Origin of the sequence: Variovorax sp. J22G73, from assembly GCF_030317035.1 — a bacterium.
Classification (GTDB): Bacteria; Pseudomonadota; Gammaproteobacteria; order Burkholderiales; family Burkholderiaceae_C; genus Variovorax.
Genome location: NZ_JASZYK010000001.1, coordinates 1,663,790 through 1,683,455, shown reverse-complemented (window position 1 = coordinate 1,683,455; position 19,666 = coordinate 1,663,790). Strand labels below are relative to the sequence as shown.

Annotated in this window: 19 protein-coding genes and 1 riboswitch; of the genes, 3 read left to right on the top strand and 16 right to left on the bottom strand. The window is 67.2% G+C overall.

Translation table 11 applies throughout. The features are described 5' to 3' along the window. Nucleotides 1-128 precede the first annotated feature (128 nt). Together QTI51_RS07885 and QTI51_RS07880 are read left to right on the top strand one after the other, a co-directional pair. Nucleotides 129-1,055, top strand: coding sequence for a LysR substrate-binding domain-containing protein (locus QTI51_RS07885; protein WP_286512062.1), 927 nt, complete (start codon nucleotides 129-131; stop codon nucleotides 1,053-1,055). 204 nt (nucleotides 1,056-1,259) lie between these two features. Next, nucleotides 1,260-2,711, top strand: a complete 1,452-nt coding sequence (locus QTI51_RS07880; protein ID WP_286512064.1) for a serine hydrolase domain-containing protein — start codon at nucleotides 1,260-1,262, stop codon at nucleotides 2,709-2,711. 32 nt (nucleotides 2,712-2,743) lie between these two features. On the opposite strand, the gene mntP is transcribed toward QTI51_RS07880, so the two are convergent. From mntP to gcvA, 4 genes are all read right to left on the bottom strand, one after another. Next, nucleotides 2,744-3,313, bottom strand: coding sequence for a manganese efflux pump MntP (gene mntP / locus QTI51_RS07875; RefSeq protein ID WP_116909059.1), 570 nt, complete (start codon nucleotides 3,311-3,313; stop codon nucleotides 2,744-2,746). A 13-nt stretch (nucleotides 3,314-3,326) separates the two neighbouring features. Then, nucleotides 3,327-3,496: riboswitch (yybP-ykoY riboswitch) on the bottom strand. A gap of 124 nt (nucleotides 3,497-3,620) precedes the next feature. Then, nucleotides 3,621-3,824, bottom strand: a complete 204-nt coding sequence (locus QTI51_RS07870) for a hypothetical protein (protein ID WP_132749034.1) — start codon at nucleotides 3,822-3,824, stop codon at nucleotides 3,621-3,623. Nucleotides 3,825-4,001: 177 nt separating this feature from the next. After that, entirely contained in the window at nucleotides 4,002-5,363 is a 1,362-nt protein-coding gene (cysS, locus tag QTI51_RS07865; protein WP_116909058.1) for a cysteine--tRNA ligase, read from the bottom strand. A gap of 240 nt (nucleotides 5,364-5,603) precedes the next feature. Beyond that, on the bottom strand, nucleotides 5,604-6,497 hold the full coding sequence (gene gcvA / locus QTI51_RS07860) for a transcriptional regulator GcvA (protein ID WP_116909057.1): 894 nt from the start codon (nucleotides 6,495-6,497) through the stop codon (nucleotides 5,604-5,606). Between the two features lie 133 nt (nucleotides 6,498-6,630). On the opposite strand from gcvA, the gene QTI51_RS07855 reads away from it, so the two are divergent. Continuing rightward, the gene (locus QTI51_RS07855; RefSeq protein WP_116909056.1) at nucleotides 6,631-7,299 is read left to right on the top strand and encodes an FMN-dependent NADH-azoreductase; all 669 of its coding nucleotides are present in this window, start codon (nucleotides 6,631-6,633) and stop codon (nucleotides 7,297-7,299) included. Nucleotides 7,300-7,331: 32 nt separating this feature from the next. On the opposite strand, the gene QTI51_RS07850 is transcribed toward QTI51_RS07855, so the two are convergent. The 12 genes from QTI51_RS07850 to QTI51_RS07795 form a co-directional block, all read right to left on the bottom strand. Beyond that, entirely contained in the window at nucleotides 7,332-8,237 is a 906-nt protein-coding gene (locus QTI51_RS07850) for an SDR family oxidoreductase (RefSeq protein WP_116909055.1), read from the bottom strand. 110 nt (nucleotides 8,238-8,347) lie between these two features. After that, complete coding sequence (locus QTI51_RS07845; protein ID WP_116909054.1) at nucleotides 8,348-9,286, bottom strand: glutathione S-transferase family protein; 939 nt, start codon at nucleotides 9,284-9,286, stop codon at nucleotides 8,348-8,350. Nucleotides 9,287-9,332: 46 nt separating this feature from the next. Further along, nucleotides 9,333-10,349, bottom strand: a complete 1,017-nt coding sequence (locus QTI51_RS07840) for an NADP-dependent oxidoreductase (protein ID WP_116909053.1) — start codon at nucleotides 10,347-10,349, stop codon at nucleotides 9,333-9,335. Nucleotides 10,350-10,420: 71 nt separating this feature from the next. Then, nucleotides 10,421-10,885, bottom strand: a complete 465-nt coding sequence (locus QTI51_RS07835) for a PaaI family thioesterase (protein WP_116909052.1) — start codon at nucleotides 10,883-10,885, stop codon at nucleotides 10,421-10,423. 13 nt (nucleotides 10,886-10,898) lie between these two features. Then, entirely contained in the window at nucleotides 10,899-11,693 is a 795-nt protein-coding gene (locus QTI51_RS07830) for an SDR family oxidoreductase (protein WP_116909051.1), read from the bottom strand. A gap of 52 nt (nucleotides 11,694-11,745) precedes the next feature. Beyond that, nucleotides 11,746-12,048: a Dabb family protein gene (locus QTI51_RS07825; RefSeq protein WP_116909050.1), complete on the bottom strand. Its 303-nt coding sequence runs from the start codon at nucleotides 12,046-12,048 to the stop codon at nucleotides 11,746-11,748. A gap of 36 nt (nucleotides 12,049-12,084) precedes the next feature. Next, nucleotides 12,085-12,360, bottom strand: a complete 276-nt coding sequence (locus tag QTI51_RS07820; RefSeq protein WP_371083706.1) for a hypothetical protein — start codon at nucleotides 12,358-12,360, stop codon at nucleotides 12,085-12,087. Continuing rightward, entirely contained in the window at nucleotides 12,360-14,222 is a 1,863-nt protein-coding gene (locus tag QTI51_RS07815) for an acyl-CoA dehydrogenase (protein ID WP_116909049.1), read from the bottom strand. Before QTI51_RS07815 ends, QTI51_RS07820 begins: the two co-directional genes overlap by 1 nt. A gap of 58 nt (nucleotides 14,223-14,280) precedes the next feature. Then, nucleotides 14,281-14,778 (bottom strand): PaaI family thioesterase, encoded by a 498-nt coding sequence (locus tag QTI51_RS07810; RefSeq protein ID WP_116909048.1) that lies wholly within the window; start codon nucleotides 14,776-14,778, stop codon nucleotides 14,281-14,283. 2 nt (nucleotides 14,779-14,780) lie between these two features. After that, the gene (locus tag QTI51_RS07805) at nucleotides 14,781-15,956 is read right to left on the bottom strand and encodes an acetyl-CoA C-acyltransferase (RefSeq protein WP_116909047.1); all 1,176 of its coding nucleotides are present in this window, start codon (nucleotides 15,954-15,956) and stop codon (nucleotides 14,781-14,783) included. A 40-nt stretch (nucleotides 15,957-15,996) separates the two neighbouring features. Further along, complete coding sequence (locus tag QTI51_RS07800) at nucleotides 15,997-17,505, bottom strand: M20 family peptidase (RefSeq protein ID WP_286513675.1); 1,509 nt, start codon at nucleotides 17,503-17,505, stop codon at nucleotides 15,997-15,999. After that, nucleotides 17,502-19,607, bottom strand: coding sequence for a 3-hydroxyacyl-CoA dehydrogenase NAD-binding domain-containing protein (locus QTI51_RS07795; RefSeq protein ID WP_116909045.1), 2,106 nt, complete (start codon nucleotides 19,605-19,607; stop codon nucleotides 17,502-17,504). The genes QTI51_RS07800 and QTI51_RS07795 overlap by 4 nt, the downstream gene beginning before the upstream one ends. Between the last annotated feature and the right edge of the window lie 59 nt (nucleotides 19,608-19,666).

The following is a 19,666-nucleotide window of genomic DNA, read 5'->3' as shown; positions in this document are numbered from 1 at the left end:
GGTGAGTGCATGTGTTGCATGGGGTGCATGAGGTGCAGGTGCTGGAAACGGGGCGCTGCCACAATGGCCACGCAGGCCATGAATCTAGGGTTCAGGACCTCCCTTCACAAACGATCATTTCTCTGCCGATGGAAGAAACCAGCTCACCTGTTCGTCCCTCGCGGCGGTTGTCGCCCTTGTTGGCGCTGCGCGCGTTCGAGGCCGCGGCCGCGCACCTGAGCTTCCAGCGCGCGGCGCTCGAGCTGTCGGTAACGCCCTCGGCCATCAGCCATCAGGTGCGCGCGCTGGAAGACACGCTGGGCCAGCCGCTGTTCGTGCGGCTCACGCGCCAGCTCGCGCTCACGCCCGCGGGCAAGCGGCTGTTCGACGACCTGCGCATGGGCTTCGACGTGCTCGAAGCGGGCATCGCCAGGCTGCGCCGGCCCGCCGCGTCGCAGGCCGTCACGCTCAGCACCAACACCGCCTTCGCCGCGCGCTGGGTGCTGCCGCGCATGGAGGCGTTTCGCAAGGCATGCCCCACCGTCGAGCTGCGTCTGCATGCGAGCGACACGCTGGTCGACCTGGCGCGCGGCGATGCCGACATCGCGGTGCGCTCCGGCAGCGGCCAGTGGCCGGGGCTGGTGTCGCGCGAGCTCATGCCCGAGCGCTACGCGCCGTTGTGCAGCCCCATGCTGAAACTGAAGCGCGCGGCCGACCTGCCGAAGCACCGCCTCATTCATTGCGACTGGCAGCCGCAGGCCCTCGCGCCCGCCGTGTGGCCACGCTGGTTTCGCGAAGCGGGCATCGCAGCGCCGAAAGCGCGTGCGATGAGGGCCGCGGGCCTGTCGTTTTCCGACGAGACGCACGCCGCGCTGGCCGCGCTCGCGGGCCATGGCGTGGCGCTGCTGAGCCTCACGCTTTGCGCCGAAGAGCTGCGCAGCGGCGCGCTGGTGCAGCCTTTCGGTCCCGCGCTCGACACGGGCAGCTACTTTCTCGCGACGGCGAATGGGCGGGAGAACGAACCGGCGGTTCGTTCGGTGTGGGACTGGATCGCGTCGCAAGCAGCGGGGGTTTGAAGCAACGCAGGAATACGAGCTTGCATTTCGTCACGCTTCTGAAGGAGACTTCCACGCCATAACAAGTGAGGAGAGTTCATGCAGAGGTTGGCTCGCGTCCCCCTTGCCCTTGCGGCAGGCGCACTTCTTGTAATAGCTTTGGCCTCATGCGGAGGCGGCGGTGGGGGTGGCGGCGGCGGTGCCGGCGTCTTGCCGGTCACCGGTGTGGCGCCTCCTCCAACCACCGGTACGCCCGCCCCTGAACTCCCCGCACGCGAAGCGCTCATTGCCCGCGCGCGAACCTACGAGCTCAACACGCCGTACGTGCCGCCGCCCGGCGATCCGCTGGAGCACAACACCTCCGGCTACGCCAAGGCGATGTGCTCCGCGGCCTTCATCACCGGGCTCGACCCCGACGTGGCCGCCGAGAGCGTCGGCTACTTCACCGGCCCCTACGCGCAGCGCGCCAAGGTCGGCAAGCCGGTGGTCGACCGCGACAAGAAGGAAGTTCGCATCACCATCCCGAACGGGCCCACGCTGGTGGCGCGCTATTTCGGCTCGCAGGGCTGCATCACGCTGCCGCCGGGCAAGGACGGCGTGTTCTTCACGCCCGTGACCGTCACCAGCACCCTGCCCGACCCCGCGAGCCAGCCCTGGCCCATGGGCAACGTCACGCCCACCGATGCCGCGCCCGGCATCGACACCGCCAAGGTGAGCCAGGCGGTCGATGCGGCCTTCGAGGTGTCGGGCGCCTACACCGCGGCCTTCGTGGTCACGCACAAGGGGCGCATCGTTGGCGAACGCTACATGAACGGCATCGGCGCGACCACGCCGCTGGAGTCGTGGTCGATGGGCAAGAGCGTGACGGCCACGCTACTGGGCACGCTCATCAAGCAGGGCGTGTACCAGCTCGACCAGCCCGCGCCCATTCCCGAATGGCAGTCCGACGGCGACAAGCGCAAGGAGATCCGCATCTCGGACATCCTGCACATGTCGAGCGGCCTGCGCATCAAGGCGCCGGACGACCCGGACTTCGACCCCAACGGCACCTACCCCGACCACGTGTATTTCTACACAGGGCGCATCAACGCCTTCAACTACGCGGCCACGCGGCCACAGCAATGGCCGCCGAACACCGTGGGCCGCTACCGCAACACCGACCCCGTGCTGGCGAACTACCTGGTTCGCCTGGCGGTGGAAAAGCGCGGCGAGGAGTACCTGTCGTACCCGCAGCGCGCGCTGTTCGACAAGATCGGCATTCGCACCATGACGCTGGAAACCGACCCCTACGGCAACTTCCTCGCGCAGGGTTACGACTTCATGTCCGCGCGCGACTGGGCACGGCTGGCCAACCTGTACCTGCAGGACGGCGTTTGGAACGGCGAGCGCCTGTTGCCCGAAGGCTTCGTCAAGTTCGTGAGCACGCTCGCGCCGGCCTGGGCGGCGGACAAGCGCCCCATCTACGGCGGCTTCTTCTGGCTGAACGGCACCAGCACCTTCCCCGTGCCGACCACCGCCTACTACATGCTGGGCGCGGGCGGACAGGTGGTGCTCATCGTGCCGTCGCACGACCTGGTCGTGGTGCGCATGGGCTACGACAAGGGCGAGCAGGCCTCGGTCGCGAGCCTGCGCAAGGCGCTGGCGCTGCTGATGCAGGGCATTCCGAGCTCGCAGTGAAACGAGCAAGGCGGGCGGTCGGCACTCAAGCCTCAGGCCAGCCCGTTCAGGTGCTCGTACAGGATCAGGAAGCCGATGCCGATCAGCACCACGCCGCCCACGATTTCCGCGCGCTTGCCTATCACCGCGCCCAGCACGCGCCCGACCATCACGCCGATGGTCACCATCGTCATCGTGGCCAGGCCGATGGCCAGCGCGGTCCAGGCGATGTTCACGTTGATGAAGGCCAGGCCCACGCCCACCGCCATCGCGTCGATGCTGGTGGCGAAGCCGGTGAGGGCAAGGGTCCAGAAGGAGTTGCGGTCGGGCTTGTCGTCGACCGCGTCGGGCGCGCCGAAGCCCGCCCAGATCATGCGCAGGCCCAGCACGCTGAGCAACGTGACGGCGATCCAGTGGTCCCATTTCGCGACGTAGCTCGCGGCGGCCAGCCCCGCGGCCCAGCCGATGACGGGTGTCAGCGCCTCGATGACGCCGAAGATCAGCCCGGTGCGCAAGGCCTCGCGCCAGGAGGGTTTGCGCAAGGCTGCGCCTTTGCCGACAGCCGCGGCGAAAGCATCCGTCGACATGGCGAATGCAAGAAGGATCGTGGAGGTGATGTTCATGTGGGAGTCGCAAGCAAGGCCGGTTCAAGACGCCGCGGCGCACGAACCCGCCGGCCAAAGCCGCGCTCGTGCACCACTGGTCTCGCCAACCTGTCGGTTGCTCACGCCACGGTCGCAAGGTGCGACCGAGTATGTTGACGTGAGCGCTTCCGAAGTCCGGAAGCCGGCTACTCCCCAAGGGAGCGGCGATTCTAGACTGCCTTTTTCGATGCCTGTGTGACAGCGCCTGCACAGGCGGCAGGGCTTTGCGGGCGGCCACGAAAAAGCCTCCCGCAGGAGGCTTGGCGAAAAAGCGCGAACCGCCCCTTCAGGTCTTCTTGGTCGTCAGCAAGGTGTTGACGACGTAGCCGTCGCGGTACACGCCTTCGATGGTGCCCTCCACCTTGTCCGTGGAATGGGCCGCCACGTACTTCTCATCGCCAGTGCGATAGACCACGATGGTGCAGGACGAGCGCTTGCTGAGGGTGCGGGCCACGCCAGTGGCCTGGCGCAGGGTCGGGTATGTCTCCATGAATTTCCTTGTCTTCTTCTAGTGCCCGAGATGGTAATCGCCAGGTAATTAAATCGTTTACAAAATTGTTTCAAGTCGCCAACGGGCCGAAGACAGAATGCGGCAATTTTGTGACTTTGTTATCGGCAATAACCAAATCGACTTGAAAGGCGACGCCGACATGCTTGACAGCCCAGGTCACCCCGGCGGGCTTTCGCCGTCGTTCGCCTGCCATCCGCGCAGCCTCAGCGCTTCGCGAAGACGGTCTGCCTGCGCCCAGTCCTTGCGAGCACGGGCCGCCTTGCGCTGCGCGAACAGCGCGGCGATTTCGGCCGGAACCTCGGGCACGAGCGGCACCCATTCGGCCAGCCGCAAACCGAGCACCGCATCGAACCGATCGACCGTTGCGCGTCGAACCTCGGGCGGCAACTCGCTGCGCACCAGCTCCCACAGCACGGCCAATGCGCGCGGCATGTTCAGGTCGAGGTCGACCTCCGCCTTGAAGCGCGCCACGAACCTGTCGTCGGCGATACCGCCGCGCGGCCAGCTCGCATACGTCTTGCGCAGCCGGTCGAGCGCGGACTGCGCCGAGCGAATGGCTTCGTCGGTGAAGCGCAGCGTGCTTCGGTAGTGCGCGCCCAGGCACAGGTAGCGGTACGCCAGCGGGTCGATGCCCTGGTCCACCAGCGTCTGCAGCCGCACGAAGTCGCCGGTGGTCTTGGCCATCTTGCGGTCGTCCAGCGTGAGGAAGTGGCCGTGCATCCAGAAGTTGGCGAGCCGGGTTCCGTGGCATGCCTGCGTCTGCGCGATCTCGTTGCTGTGGTGCACGGCCACATGGTCTTCGCCGCCGCAATGGATGTCGAACCACGGCCCCAGGAATTTCGCCGCCATCGCCGAGCACTCGATGTGCCAGCCCGGAAAGCCGCGGCCCCAGGGGCTGTCCCATTCCATCTGGCGCCTGGCATCCGCCGGGCTGAACTTCCAGAGCGCGAAGTCGCAGGCGCTGCGCTTGTCGCCCATGGCAACGCGGGTGCCCGCACGCAAGCCCTTGCGCGACAGGCGCGCCAGGTGGCCGTAGTCGTCCTGCAGGGTCGTGTCGAAATAGATGCCGTTGGCGGTGCGGTAGGTGAAGCCCTTGCGCTCCAGTTCGGCAATGAACGCCAGTTGCTCGGGAATGTGGTCGGTGGCGCACGGCCATGCCGTGGGCTCCAGCAGGTTCAGGGCGCGCCAGTCGGCCTGGAAGGCGGCGGTGTAGCGCTGCGCGATGGCCCACGCGGACTCGCCGGTGCGCCGGCTGCCCTTTTCCATCTTGTCTTCGCCCTCGTCGGCATCGGACACGAGGTGGCCGACGTCGGTGATGTTGACGACGTGCCGCACCCGGAAGCCGTTCAGCTCGAGCACGCGGCGCAGCACGTCTTCGAAGACGTAGGTGCGCAGGTTGCCGATGTGCGCGTGGTCGTACACCGTGGGGCCGCAGCAGTACAGACCGACGTGCTCGGGCTGCAATGGCGCGAAAGGCCGCAGGGCGCGCGACCAGGTGTCGTACAGGACGAGAGGCATTGGGCTTTCCTGGAGAGTGAGAACTTGCCGAACAAAAAGAAAAAGGCCACCGGTCTTGCGACGGGTGGCCCTGAGGAACGCGGACGTGAGCTGTGATTCGCTAGCCGCAAGCACCCCTTGGCCGACCGAGACAGCATGCGCATGCGCGCACGAAGCGGGCATTCAGCAGGTGGAAGGTCGGGGTTGCGGGAGCGAACATGAAAGTCATCGTAGCGTCGGGCACCGGTCGGGTCAACGCCTTCAGCCCAGGGGACGCAGCTCGCGCACCCAGTCGAACACCGCCGCCACGGCAGGCTCTTCACGCCGCGCCTGCGGGCACACCAGGTAGAACGGCAGCCCCTGCAGCTGCGGCCCGAAGGGCTGCACCAGGTTGCCCGCGCGCAGTTCGTCGGCGATCAGCGCCAGGCTCATCAGCGCCACGCCCTGCCCTTGCAGCGCGGCCGACACGGTGTGCGTCTCGTCGGAAAACACCGGCCCCGCCGACACGTCCAGGCCCGGCACCTGCGCCTGCTGCTGCCACTCGCTCCACGTGCCGGGCTGGCTCCTGCTGCGGGGCAACGAGAAGTGCAGCAGCGTGTGGCGCTTCAGGTCGGCGCGACGGCGCAGCTTGAGCGCGGGGCTGCACGCCGGCGCGAAGACGTTGTCGAACAGCTTCTGCGCGACCATGCCCGGCCATTGGCCTTTGCCGTAGCGGATGGCGATGTCGGCGGTGACGCCGTCGAGCGCGACCGCGTCGTGCGACGCATGAATGCGCAGGTCGAGCCGCGGATGCTTCTCGCGCAGGCTGTTCACGCGCGGCAGCAACCAGCGCGCGGCCACGGCCGGCGTGGCCGACAGCGTGATGGCCTGGCGCCTGGGCGGCGCGCGCAGCCGCGCCACCGCGTTCGCCATGGCCTCGAACGATTCGCTGAGCACCGCCTGCAGCTCGCGCCCCTGGGGCGTGAGCACCAGTTGCCGCGGCTCGCGGATGAACAGCGCCACGCCCAGCGCATCTTCCAGCTGCCGCACCTGGTGGCTGATGGCAGTGGGCGTCACCGAGAGTTCGTTCGCCGCGAGCTTGGCGCTGCAATGCCGCGCCGCAGCCTCGAAAGCGCGCAGCGATGCGAGCGCGGGGAGCTGGTGCAGGGTGGCCATGGATGAATTAATTTTTTAGCAGCGCAAAGAAATCGTCGTTTGTCGCCCTCTGGATGCTTGGATAGATTGAGAACCGTGTCAAGCACACAGCTGAACCAGATTCATCCAACCCATCGCCACAGAAGACCCCGCCATGACCACCCTGCTCCACATCGATGCCAGCGCCCGCCCCGGCCGTTCGGGCACCCACGTGCACGGCTCGCACTCGCGCCGGCTGAGCCACCACTTCGTGACGACATGGCGCGCCGCTCGCCCGCACGACGAAGTGATCTACCGCGACATCGGCGCCACCCCGCCGAGCCACGTCACCGGCGAATGGATTGCGGCGGGCTACACCCCGCCGGCTGAACGCGAGCCATGGATGCATGCGGCGCTCGCGGAAAGCGATGCGCTGGTCTCAGAGCTGCGCCGCGCCGACGTGCTGGTGATCGGCGTGCCCATGTACAACTTCGGCATGCCGGCGCCGTTGAAGTCATGGATCGACAACATCGTGCGCATCGGCGAGACCTTTGCCTTCGACCGCAGCCGCGAGAACCCCTATGTGCCGCTGCTGGCCGAGCGCCAGCGCCGCACGGTGCTGCTCAGCGCCTGCGGCAGCAGCGGCTACGGGCCGGGTGGGTTCCAGGCGCACATGGACCTGCTGACGCCCGGCGTCGCGAGCCCGCTGGCGCTGCTGGGGCTGACGGACGTGCGCAGCGTGTGCGTCGAGCATGCCGAAGACCCGGGCGACCTGCTCGCGCAGTCGGTCGCCGCTGCGCTCGCCCGCGTCGAGACGCTGGTGGGCGAGCTGCAGGGCCGCTGAAAAAACGGAAAACGAAAAAAGAAGAACGCCGCTCAGGCCGAGCGAAGCTGCTCACGCAGCTTGAGCCCGATTTCGGGCCGCTCCAGGAACGGGTCGGCCGGGTTCGTGCCCGAGACGATGTTCTCCATGCGGCTGCGCACGTTGCCCAGCGCCTTCGGGTGGCTGTACACGTAGAACTGGTTGGCGGTGATGGCGTCGAACACCTTGGCTGCCACTTCGGCCGCGGTGATCTTGCCGCTGCTCACCGCCTTGTTGCTCATGGCTTGGCCGATGAGCTGGCTCTTGGTGAGCTCGCTGTCCTTCGGCGCGTTCGGGCGGTTGCGCTCGCTGCTGGTGATGCCGGTGGGCACGAAGTACGGGCACAGCAGGCTCGCGCCGATCTGGTCGGTGACCAGGTTCAGGTCCTGGTACATCGTCTCGGTGAGGCTCACCACGGCGGCCTTGGCCGCGTTGTAGATGCCCATGTTCGGCGGCGTGAGCAGGCCGGCCATGCTGGCGGTGTTGGTGATGTGGCCGCGGTAGCCGGGGTCTTTGGCGGCGGCCTCGAGCATCATCGGCGTGAACAGGCGCACGCCGTGGATCACGCCCCACAGGTCCACGCCCAGCACCCATTCCCAGTCGGCCACGGAGTTTTCCCACACCAGGCCGCCGGCGCCCACGCCCGCGTTGTTGAACACGAAGTGCGGCGCGCCGAAGCGTTCCTTCACGGCGGCTGCCAACGCTTCCATCTGCGCGACGTCGGACACATCGACCTTGCGCGCCAGCACCTGCGCGCCGGCGGCTTCCATCTCGGCCTGGGCCTTGTCGAGTGCGTCCTGCTGCACGTCGACCAGCACCAGGTTCATGCCGCGCGCGGCGCCGATGCGCGCGCATTCGAGGCCGAAGCCCGAGCCCGCGCCGGTGAGAACGGCGGTCTTGCCCTTGAAGTCCTGAATCATTTGCCGGTGTCCTTCTTCTGTGTTGAATGTCTCTGACGTTGGAACCGCAATTGAAATACGTATTGCGCGCGAGCGCAGTCACGAAGGTGCCCCGGCCGGGCCGCCGTGATTCAGGCGTCGGCCTTTTTCAGCACGTACCCGATGCGCGGGAAGTGCACGTGCACGGTGCCCGTGCGCTCGTGGCTGCGCTCCAGCGTGTAGTGGGTGCGCGTGGCCGCGACCAGCGTGCCCGGCGTTTCCTCCAGGCCGAAGCTCTCGGCGCGGATGGTCACGGCGCTGCCCAGCGCAATGCCGTGGTCGTCCTGGAAGGTGCTGTCGGTCAGCAGCGAATGCGGCGTGGAGGCCTTGGCCACCGCGATGGCTTCGTCGCTCGAGAATTTTTCCGACGTGCCATGGCCGATGGCGGCCACGCGGTCCATCCAGTCGACCACCGCCGGCGTCAGCTCGAGGATGCCGCGCACGGCCTCGATGCGGCGCGTGTACCACAGCGGGTGGTAGGCCGAGAAGTCGGCAATGCTGGGCACCTCGCCCAGCAGGAAGGGCTTGTCGTCGAGCATGTCCGACAGGCGGCGCAGGTACGACTTGTAGGCACTGGTGGCGTCGGCCGGGCGCAGGCGGGTCATGTTGCCGGCGCTCATCTTGCCGCGGTCTTCACCGAAGGCCTTCAGCGCCTCGGGCGGCGCCTTGGCGAACACCTCGGCCGCGCCCTTGGGCTGCAGGTTCCAGGCCATGGAGGCCCAGAACAACGTGGTGTCGGCCCACTGCGCGAGGATGCGCGACATGCCCTTCTCGGGCTCCGGGTAGAGCGTGGGCTCGGGCTGCAGGTGCTCCAGCACGTCAGCGATGAGCGCGCTGTCGCAGTACATGTCGGCGCCGATCTGCAGGAACGGCGTCTTGCGGTAGCCGCCGGTGAGCACCTCCACGTCGGGCTTGGGCATGATCGGCGGAATGAAGACCGACTTCCACGGCAGCTTCTTCACGCCCAGGAGCAGGCGCACCTTCTCCGAGAACGGCGATGTCAGGTAGTGGTGAAGGATGAGGTCTGCCATGGTCGTTCCCTTGAGGTGATGCGCGGTGGTTTTTAAATGAAGAGGCTCAGATCAGCTTGACCAGCTGCTTGCCGAAGTTCTTGCCCTTCAGCAGCCCCAGGAAGGCCTCGGGCGCCGCCTCGATGCCCTGCGCGACCGACTCGCGCGGCTTGAGCTTGCCGCTGCCCACCAGCGCGCCGAGTTCGGCCAACGCCTCGGGCCACACTTCCATGTGCTCGCTGACGATGAAGCCTTCGATCTTCATGCGGTTGATGAGGATCAGCGCGGGGTTGTTCAGCGGCAGCGGCGCGCCGTCGTAGCCGGCGATCATTCCGCACAGCGCCACGCGGGCGAAGGCGTTGGCGCGCAGCAGCACGGCGTCGAAGATGTAGCCGCCCACGTTCTCGAAGTAGCCGTCGATGCCGTTCGGGCAGGCTTCCTTCAGCGCGGCGCTCATCGACTTCACGTCGGGGTGCTGGCGGTAGTCGATGCAGGCGTCGAAGCCCAGCTCGTCGGTCACGTACTTGCACTTGTCGGGGCCGCCGGCAATGCCGACCACGCGGCAGCCGCGCGCCTTGGCCAGCGCGCCGAAGGCGCTGCCCACGGCGCCGCTGGCGGCGGTGATGACCAGCGTTTCGCCGGCCTTGGGCGCGATGATCTTCACCAGCCCGTACCAGGCCGTCACGCCGGGCATGCCGACGGCGCCCAGGTAGTGCGACAGCGGCACGTGCGTGGTGTCGACCTTCTTCAGCGCGCCGGGCTGCGAGGCGTCGACCACGCTGTATTGCTGCCAGCCGCCGAAGCCCACCACCTTGTCGCCCACGGCGTACTTGGGGTGCTTGCTTTCGACCACTTCGCCGACGGTGCCGCCCTGGAAGACCTGGCCCACGGGCTGGTTGGCGGTGTAGCTCTTCGAGTCGTTCATGCGACCGCGCATGTACGGGTCGAGGCTCATGTAGTGGTGGCGCACCAGCACCTGGTTGTCGTTGAGCGCGGGCGTCTCGACGATGACGAGCTTGAAGTTGGAGGCGGTGGCCTCGCCTTCGGGGCGGTTGTCGAGGTGGATCTGCTTGTTGGTGGGCATGTGTGGCTCCTGGGGGGAATGCAATCGGACGGGTAGAACGGTCGGTGGGACCGTCAGTCGGTTCAGTCGGCTCAGTCGGTGGACGGCGGGCGCATCTCGTTGACGCTCGTGGGGCCCGTGGGCAGCCGGCGCTTCACATACTTGAAGGTGCCGGTGGCATGGGCGCACACGCGCTCCTGCTCGTCGTAGATCTTGGCTTCGGTGAAGGCCAGCGTGGCGGTGCGGTGAATGAGCGTGCCGCGTGCGTGCAGCGGGCCGACCGAGGGCTGCATGAAGCTGGTCTTCATCTCGATGGTGACCACGCCGGTCTCGGGCGACACGCTGCGTGCGGCCGCCGCCATGGTGATGTCGAGCAGCGTCATGCAGGCGCCGCCGTGGGTCACGTCGAAAGTGTTCAGGTGTTCGGGCTTGGCGGTGTAGACGATTTCGGACTCGCCGCCTTCGAACTTCGTCAGCTCGAAGCCAAGGTGGCGCGCGAACGGAATCTGGCTCGTGTACGAGCGGATATTGATGTCGCTGGAATCGGGGGAAGACATGGGGTGTTTTCTTTCAGGCTCCGAGCACCACGCTGACCCCGCCATCCACCGCCATCCATTGGCCGGTGATGTGCTTGCCGGCATCGCTCGCGTACAGCAGCGTGATGCCCTTCAGGTCTTCCTCGTCGCCCAGGCGGCCGAGCGGCGCGTTGGCGGCCATCTTCTCTTCGCCGAGCGACTTGATGAGGCCCGCGGCCATCTTCGTCATGAAGAAGCCCGGGCAGATCGCGTTCACGTTGATGCCGTAGCGCCCCCATTCGGCGGCCAGCGTCTTGGTGAAGCCGATGACGGCGGTCTTCGAGGTGTTGTAGGCCAGCGTCTGCATGCCCGGGCCGTTGCCGTTGAGGCCCGCGATGGAGGCGATGTTGATGATGCGCCCCGTCTTCTTCGGGATCATGTAGCCGTTGGCGATGTGCTGCGAGAGGATGAAGTACCCGCGCACGTTCAGGTTCATCACCTTGTCCCAGGCCTCGACCGGGTGGTTCTCGGCCGGGGCGCCCCAGCTGGCGCCGGCGTTGTTGATGAGGATGTCGACCGCGCCCATGCGCTCCAGCGTCTCGTCGGCCAGGCGGCGCGTGTCTTCTTCCTTCGAGCAGTCGGCGGCGATCCAGCGCGCGTCGATGCCCGCGGACTGCAGCTCGGCGGCGGCCTGCTCCAGGTCTTCGGCCTTGCGCGAGCTCAGCATGATCTTCGCGCCGGCTTCGCCGAGCGCATGGGCCATCTGCAGGCCCAGGCCGCGCGAGCCGCCGGTGATGAGGGCGCTCTTGCCGGTGAGGTCGAACAGCTGCTTGATGTTGCGGGGCGTCATGGTGCGTTGTCTCCGTTGTCTGGGAATGTCGGGGTTGGCAGGTTCGGCGGGTTCAGGTCTCGTAGTCCATGCACTGGCGCGCTTCACGGACCGCGCCGATGAAGGGCTTGAGCGCCACGTGCTGCGGGTGGTCCGCATAGGCCGCGAGCGCGGCGGCGTCGGTGAACTCCGAATACAGCACCAGGTCGTAGGTGGCCTCGAGCCCGGGCTGGGCAATGGCCACCTCGAAGCGGTGCGTGCCGGGCGACAGCTTGGCGCAGGCGTCGAGCAGGGCCTTCGCCTTGCGCAGGTTGGTCGCCTTGTCGGCGCCTTCGGCGTGTTCCTTGAACTTCCACATCACGATGTGCTTGAGCATGGCGGGGCCTTCTTGTCTTTCGTCTCTTGTCTCTGCTTACTTGTTGGGCAGCCGCGAGCGCACGTAGATGAGCGCGAAGCCCACCAGCGCGACGATGGCGCCGGGCACGGCAATCGACCAGCCCAGCGTGGCGTCGGTGCGGCCGGTGGCAATGCCCAGGATCAGCACGAACAGGCCGCCGTAGATCAGGATCCAGATCCACTTCTCGAGCCGGGCATGTGGCTTTGGCGGCTTGGCCTGCATTGCCGGCGTGGCGGCGGGCGGCGTGTTCTTCTGGTCGGGAGTGGGGTTCGGCGGATTGTTGATGGCCATCAAAAGGCGTCCTCGGGCAAAGCGGTACAGGTCGGGTCGCGGGTTTCGACCACCTGGAGCCAGGCACCGATTTTGGGCAGCTCGTAGTGGAAGAAATAGTCCGTGGCGCCAATCTTGCCAGCTGTTACCGCCCTCGCCTTTTCACCATCGATCTCCAGGGCCCTTTGCGCCACGTCGAGCCAGATCCAGGCCAGCACTGTGTGGCCGAAGGCCTGCATGTAGGGCACCGCGTTGGCCAGCGCGTCGGCCGGGTCGCCGGTGGACCAGGCCGCCTCGGTGGCGCTGCCGATGCGCTGCAGCGCGGCGCCCAACGCCTTGGCATGGGCCGCCAGCGCCGGCACCTTGGCGGCACGGGCGATGGTGTCGGTCATGCGGCCGGCCAGCAGCTGCAGGCCGCGGCCTTTTTCCATCAGCACCTTGCGGCCCAGCAGGTCGGCCGCCTGGATGCCGTGCGTGCCCTCGTGGATCATGTTCAGGCGGTTGTCGCGCCAGTACTGCTCCACCGGAAAGTCGCGCGTGTAGCCGTAGCCGCCGTGCACCTGGATGGCCAGCGAGTTGGCCTCCAGGCACCACTCGCTGGGCCAGCTCTTGGCGATGGGCGTGAGCACTTCCAGCAACAGGCGCGCGTCGTCGGCGGCCTGGACGTCGCCGGTCTTCTGCTCGTCGACCAGGCGCGCGCAGTACAGCTCCAGCGCCAGCGCGCCTTCGCAATACGCCTTCTGCGCCAACAACATGCGGCGCACGTCGGCGTGCTCGATGATGCGCACCTGCGGCGCGGCCGAATCCTTGGCCACGGCACCACCGGCGACACCGGCAGCCTCCGGCTTCTTCACCAAGCGGCCCTGCGGGCGGCTCCTGGCGTACTCGAGCGACGCGTGGTAGCCGGCCATGCCCAGCATGGTGGCGGCCGTGCCGACGCCGATGCGTGCCTCGTTCATCATGTGGAACATGCAGTGCAGGCCCTTGCCGGGCGCGCCGACCAGGTAGCCGATGGCGCCGGCCTTGCCGTCGACCGGGTAGCGGCCCTCGCCGAAATTCAGCAGCGTGTTGGTGGTGCCGCGCCAGCCCAGCTTGTGGTTCAGGCCCGCGAGCGCCACGTCGTTGCGCTGGCCGGTGAGCTCGCCCTGGGTGTCGACCATGCGCTTGGGCACGATGAACAGCGAAATGCCGCGCGTGCCCGGCACCAGCTTGCCGTTCTCGTCCGGGATCTTGGCCAGCACGATGTGCACGATGTTCTCGGTCAGCTCGTGGTCGCCCGACGAGATCCACATCTTGTTGCCCGTGAGCCGGTAGCGCGGGCCCAGCGGGTCGTCCTGGAAGCCGTCGCCATCGGGCACGGCGCGCGTGGCCACGTCGCTCAGCGACGAGCCGGCCTGCGGCTCCGACAGGCACATGGTGCCGGCCCAGCGGCCAGAGAACTCGTTCTTGGCGAACACCTCTTTCTGCATCTCGGTGCCGTGCACCATCAGCAGGTTGGCGTTGCCGCTGGTGAGCATGTTGGAGCCGATGCTCACCGAGGCCATCGCGAAGAAGCTGTTGGCCGCGGCCGACAGCGTGTACGGCAGCTGCATGCCGCCGATGTCGTAGTCCTGCGCGGCGCTCATCATTCCCGACTCGACGAAGGCCTTGTGCGCGTCGTGCGTGGCCTTGGGCAGGATGACTTTCTCGCCGTCGAAGTGCGGCTCCTGCGTGTCCACCGTGCGGTTGAAGGGGGCGTATTTCTCGCGCGCGATGCGCTCGCAGGTGTCGAGCACCGCGTCGAAGGTTTCGCGCGAGTGGTCGGCAAAGCGTTCGCGCTGGTTGAGCGACTCGGCGTCGAGCCAGTCGTAGAGCAAAAAGTCGAGGGTGGAACGCAGGCTCATGGTGTGTCTCTTCTTGCGGGTTGCGCCGCGCCTTGTGGGCGGCTGCTTGGCTACGTGGCTACTTTTTCGGGGAATCGGGCAGCCTGGCGATGGTGCCCTGCGCCAGCGCGCAGAGCTTCTCGGCGCCGTCGTTCACCACGAACACCTCGCAGGTGCACACGGCCTGCGAGCTGCCGGTGTGCACGGCCCGGGCACGCGCGACGAGCCGCTCGCCGAGCGCCGGCCGCACGTAGTTGATCTTGAATTCGGCCGTGACCACCGGCACGCGCAACGCGGTGCCACCGGCGAAGGTGAGCGCGTTGTCGGCCATGTAGCTCACGATGCCGCCGTGGGCAAAGCCGTTCTGCTGCTTGAGCTGCGCGCTCAGCGGAAGCTGGATCTCGGCATGGCCGGGCGCCAGCGCATGCAGCTCGGCGCCGATCAGCACGCTGAACGGCTGCGACGCCAGCACGCGGCGGCCGTAGGCCAGCACAGCCTCGGCCGCGGCGCCAGCTGCGGCCCTGGTTCCGGTCCCGGCTTCGGGCGAGACCTCGTGGTCGTGGCCCAAGCCGGACATGCTTACAGGACCTCGAACACGCCCGCGGCACCCATGCCGCCGCCGATGCACATGGTGACCACGACCTTCTTCGCGCCGCGGCGCTTGCCTTCGATGAGCGCGTGGCCCGTCAGGCGCTGGCCGCTCACGCCGTAGGGGTGGCCCACGGCGATGGCGCCGCCGTTCACGTTCAGGCGGTCGCCCGGAATGCCCAGCTTGTCGCGGCAGTAGATGACCTGCACGGCGAAGGCTTCGTTCAGCTCCCACAGGTCGATGTCGTTGACCGTGAGGCCCAGGCGCTTGAGCACCTTCGGAATGGCGAAGACCGGGCCGATGCCCATCTCGTCGGGCTCGCAACCGGCCACGGCGAAGCCGAGGAAACGGCCCAGGGGCTTCAGGCCCTTCTGCTCGGCGTACTTCTCGTCGACCACCACGCAGGCGCCGCCGCCGTCGGAGAACTGGCTGGCATTGCCGGCCGAGATCACGCCGCCGGGAATGGCCGGGCGGATGCCGCTGATGCCTTCCTTGGTGGTGCCGGGGCGAATGCCTTCGTCGTTCTCGACGGTGACTTCCTTGGTGCGCAGGCCCAGCACGGGGTCGGCCACGCCGGCCAGCACGGTGATGGGGGCGATCTCGGCCTTGAAGAGGCCGGCTTCCAGCGCAGCGGTGGCGCGCTGCTGGCTTTGCGCGCCGTACTCGTCCATGGCTTCGCGGCCGATGTTGTAGCGCTTGGCGACCTGCTCGGCCGTCTGCAGCATGTTCCAGTAGATCTCGGGCTTGTGCTTCACGAGCCACGGGTCGGCCAGCATGTGCGTGTTGGCTTCGTTCTGCACGCACGAGATGCTCTCGACGCCGCCGGCCACATACACCTCGCCCTCGCCCGCGATGATGCGTTGCGCGGCGGTGGCAATGGTCTGCAGGCCCGAGGAGCAGAAGCGGTTGATGGTCATGCCCGAGGTGGTGACGGGCAGGCCGGCGCGCAGCGCGATCTGGCGCGCGATGTTGGAGCCGGTCGCGCCTTCGGGCGTGGCGCAACCCATGATCACGTCGTCCACCGAGGCGGGGTCGATGCCGGCGCGCTGCACCGCGTGCTGCACGGCATGGCCGCCCAGCGTGGCGCCGTGCGTCATGTTGAAGGCACCCTTCCAGCTCTTCGCGAGCGGCGTGCGGGCGGTGGAAACGATGACGGCGCTGGTCATGGTGAGGTCCTTTGAAGATGGAAGGGAAAAGAGGTTGTCGTCATTGCGCCGGAGCAGCGTTGGTGTTGCTCAGGAGCTGGTGATAGAAGCCGATCATCTCGCCGTAGTTCGAGATGGCCAGGCGTTCGTTGTTGCCGTGGAAACGCGCCAGGTCCTCGGCCTTCACGCGAAACGGCGAGAAGCGGAAGACGGCGTCGCTCACCAGGCTGAAGTGGCGCGAGTCGGTCGCGGCGGTCATGAGCCCGGGGGCCACCACCGCATCGGGAAAGCTCTGGCGCACGGCCTGCTGGATGGCGCGGTAGCCGGTGCTGTCGGTGGACGACACCGGCGAAGGCTCGGCGTTGCCGGGGTATTGCTTGATCTTGATGTCGTCGTTGCCCAGCGCGCGGCGCAGGTGCGCCTCGGTGCTGGCCAGCGTGTCGCCCGGCAGGATGCGGAAGTTGACAGCCGCCTCGGCGCGCCCGGGCAGCACGTTGTCCTTGTTGCCCGCGCGCACGATGGTCAGCGCGGTGGTGGTGCGCAGCATGGCGTTGCTGCTCGGGCTCTTCTCGAGCTGGCCGCGCACCAGCGGCTCGGTGAGCCACAGGTTGGACAGCATCACGCGGTTGATGCCGCTCATCTCGGGTGCCAGCGCGCCGAACATCTGGCCCGCCACGCCCTGGATGCCACCGGGCATGGGGTTGGCTTCGAGCCGTGCCAGCGCCGCGCTCATGCTGCCGATGGCGCTGTGCTGCGGCGGCATCGACGAATGGCCGGGGGCGGTGTCCAGCGACAGGAAGAAGGTGCCGTAGCCCTTCTCCGCCAGGCCGATCAGCGCCGCGGGCTTGCTCAGGCCCGGCAGCACGCCGTCGAGCACCAGCAGGCCTTCGTCGAGCACCCAGTCCAGGCGCACGTTGCGCGACTTGAGCAGCTCGGCGATGGGCAGCGCGCCGCGCAGGCCGCTCACTTCCTCGTCGTCGCCCGTCACGAGGTAGACGGTCTGCTTCGGCTTGAAGCCGGCGCCGATGAGCAGCTCGATGGCTTCCATCTGCGCGAAAAGATTGCTCTTGTTGTCGAGCGTGCCGCGGCCCCAGATGAAGCCGTCCTTGATCTCGCCGGCGAAGGGGTCGACCGTCCAGGCCTTCTCGGTGCCAGGGGCGATGGGCACCATGTCCTGGTGCGCCATCAAGGCGATGGGCTTGGCCTGCGGGTCGGTGCCGGCCCATGTGTAGAGCAGCGCCTTGTTGCCCACCACTTCCTTCTTCAGGGTGGCGTGCACCTTGGGGAACTGCTGCGCCAGGAAGGCGTGCAGCTTGTCGAACTCGGCCGCGTTGGCGGCCGGGTCGTCCAAGCCCGACACCGTGCGGAACGTGATCGCGGTGGACAGCCGCTTGGCGGCCGCCTGCAGGTCGACGTCCAGCTTGGGTGCGGGCGCCACCGCCAGTTGCTGCGATGGCGTGGTCCAGGTCTTGACCGCCACGGCGGCCACCAGCAACACGATTGCCAGCAGCAGCCCGAGGAAGATGCGTTTCAACATGGGCGGTCTCGACCCTTTTCTTTTCCGTCTCAGCTGAAGGACTTGCCTTCGGCCACCAGCTTCTGGATCAGCGGCGCGGGCTGCCAGAACTCGGCGTCGTCGCGCGGGTTCTTCGCAAAGCGCTTCATCGACTCGGCCACGTTGTACAGGCCGACTTGCGATGCGTAGTGCATCGGGCCGCCGCGCCAGATCGGGAAGCCGTAGCCGGTGAGGTACACCATGTCGATGTCGCCGGACTTCGAGGCGATGCCGTCTTCCAGGATGTGCGCGCCTTCGTTGACCAGCGCGTACACCAGGCGCTGCACGATTTCTTCATCGGAAATCTTGCGCGGCGTGATGCCCAGTTCTTTCCGGTGGTCCTCGATCATCTTGTTCACGAGTTCCGACGGAATGGCGTCGCGCTTGCCGGCCTGGTAGTCGTACCACCCTGCCCCGGTCTTCTGGCCGAAGCGACCCAGTTCGCAGAGCTTGTCGGCCGTGCGGCTGTACTTCATGTCGGCCTGCTCGGTGGCGCGGCGCTTGCGGATCGCCCAGCCGATGTCGTTGCCGGCCAGGTCGCCCATGCGGAACGGGCCCATGGCAAAGCCGAACTTCTCGATGGCCTTGTCCACCTGCTGCGGCAGCGCGCCTTCGTCCAGCAGGAAGCCTGCCTGGCGCGAGTACTGCTCGATCATGCGGTTGCCGATGAAGCCGTCGCACACGCCCGAGACCACCGCGGTCTTCTTGATCTTCTTGGCCGTGGCCATGACCGTGGCCAGCACGTCCTTGCCGGTGGCCTTGCCGCGCACCACTTCGAGCAGCTTCATCACGTTGGCGGGGCTGAAGAAGTGCATGCCGACCACGTCCTGCGGACGGTCGGTGAAGGCGGCGATCTTGTCGACGTCGAGCGTCGAGGTGTTCGAGGCCAGGATGGCGCCCTTCTTGGCGACGCGGTCGAGCTCCTTGAACACCTTTTCTTTCACGCCGAGTTCCTCGAACACGGCCTCGATGATCAGGTCGGCGTCCTTCAGGTCGTCGTAGCTCAGCGTGGTGCTCAGCAGCGCCATGCGCTGCTCGTACTTGTCCTGCTTGAGCTTGCCCTTCTTGACCTGGGCTTCGTAGTTCTTCTTGATGGTGGCGACGCCGCGGTCGAGCGCCTCCTGCTTCATCTCGAGGATCTTCACGGGGATGCCCGCGTTCAGGAAGTTCATCGAGATGCCGCCGCCCATGGTGCCGGCGCCGATGACGCCCACGGCCTTGATGTCGCGCTTGGGCGTGTCTTCGGCCACGTCGGGAATCTTGCTCGCGGCGCGCTCGGCCATGAACAGGTGGCGCAGCGCCAGCGATTCGGGCGTGAACATCAGCGAGGTGAAGATGCGGCGCTCTTCGGCCATGCCGGCGTCGAACTTCAGCTTGGTGGCGGCCTGCACGGCGGCCACGCACTGCAGCGGCGCGGGGTAGTTCTTCGACATCCCGCCGACCATGTTCTTGGCGAACTGGAAATAGGCGTCGCCTTGCGGGTGCTTGCACGGCAGGTTGCGCACCAGCGGCAGCGCGTCACCGGTCTTGCCGGCCACGCTCTTCGCGAAGGCCACGGCTTCGTCGAACACCGACTCGGGCGATGCCGCGAGCACGTCGAACAGCTTCTGGCCGGGCAGGCTGGCGAGCAGCTCGCTCTTCACGGGCTCGCCGCTCACGATCATGTTCAGCGCGGTTTCCACACCGATCACGCGCGGCAGGCGCTGCGTGCCGCCGGCGCCGGGAATGAGGCCCAGCTTGACTTCGGGCAGCGCCACACTGGTGCCCGGTGCAGCCACGCGGTAGTGGCAACCCAGGGCCAGCTCGAGGCCGCCGCCCATGCACACCGAGTGGATGGCCGCGACGATGGGCTTGGCCGAGGCCTCCAGCGCGAGGATCACGCTCAGCAGGTTGGGCTCCTGCAGCGCCTTGGGCGTGCCGAACTCCTTGATGTCCGCGCCGCCCGAGAACGCCTTGCCGGCGCCGGTGATGACGATGGCCTTGACGGCGTCGTCGGCATTGGCCTTGGCGAGGCCATCGGTGATGCCGATGCGCGTCGAGAAGCCGAGACCGTTGACCGGAGGGTTGGTCATGGTGATCACGGCGACATCGCCGAGCACTTTGTATTCAGCCGTCATGCTGCGTTCCTTGGTGTGTGAAGAAAAAGAAGAAAAAGCACGAGTGTTCTTTTTCGGGG